At 68.8% G+C, this 648-nt stretch carries 1 protein-coding gene; it reads right to left on the reverse strand.

What is annotated here, in order from left to right:
• Positions 1–275: 275 nt before the first annotated feature.
• Positions 276–563 (reverse strand): type II toxin-antitoxin system RelE/ParE family toxin, encoded by a 288-nt coding sequence (locus ABTU92_RS30595; protein WP_408095281.1) that lies wholly within the window; start codon positions 561–563, stop codon positions 276–278.
• Positions 564–648: the final 85 nt, after the last annotated feature.

A 648-nucleotide genomic window follows, 5' to 3' on the forward strand; every position in this document is an offset into this window, starting at 1 on the left:
ATAGCCCTCGTTGATGTAGCACTCCGGCCGGCCCGGGTTCCGGGTCAGGTAATCGGAGATGAAGGCGAAGGGCGAATATCGCGGCGAATTCTGCAGGATGTCGGCGCCGGCCGTGCCGCCCGCCATTCCGGCGAGAAGGAGCCCCAGAACGATCGCGCTGTGCCTCGCCATGGCGCCCTCCCGAGGACATCCATGTGCACGCGGAGTTGAAGGCGGATGCCCAGGCACTCCGCATGACGACGGGATGATGGTAGTCCCCGCGCCCGGCAGGTCAATCAGTCGAAGCGCTCCGGCCAGCGTCTTGCGCCGTGGAACACGGCCAGGATCTCGACCGCGCCGTTGCGCACCCGGTAGGGGACGACGAAGGGCGTCGAAGCGACGACGAGCTCCCGCGTTCCGGCGATGCGACCGGCCCGGCCGAGATGCCGCTGGTCCGCGAGGAGATCCGTCTGTTCCAGGATGTGATCGATCGTCTTCGCGGCGGCAGCGGGGTCGTCGCGCGCGATATAGTCGCCGATTGCTTCGAGGTCGCGGAGCGCCGGTGCGGTCCAGCGCGGCCTCATGGGCGCGACGCGAACTTCCGGCGGACTCTCTCGACCTCGGCATCGCTCGCGAAGTCACCGCGGTCCGCCGCGGCGATGCCCGCCT

It is taken from the genome of Rhodoplanes sp. SY1, from assembly GCF_046000175.1.
GTDB lineage: Bacteria > Pseudomonadota > Alphaproteobacteria > Rhizobiales > Xanthobacteraceae > Rhodoplanes.

What these genes read in the sequence shown, in the direction of transcription:
- ABTU92_RS30595 (WP_408095281.1), bottom strand. Translation starts at nt 563, where the DNA reads ATGAGGCCGCGCTGGACCGCACCGGCGCTCCGCGACCTCGAAGCAATC.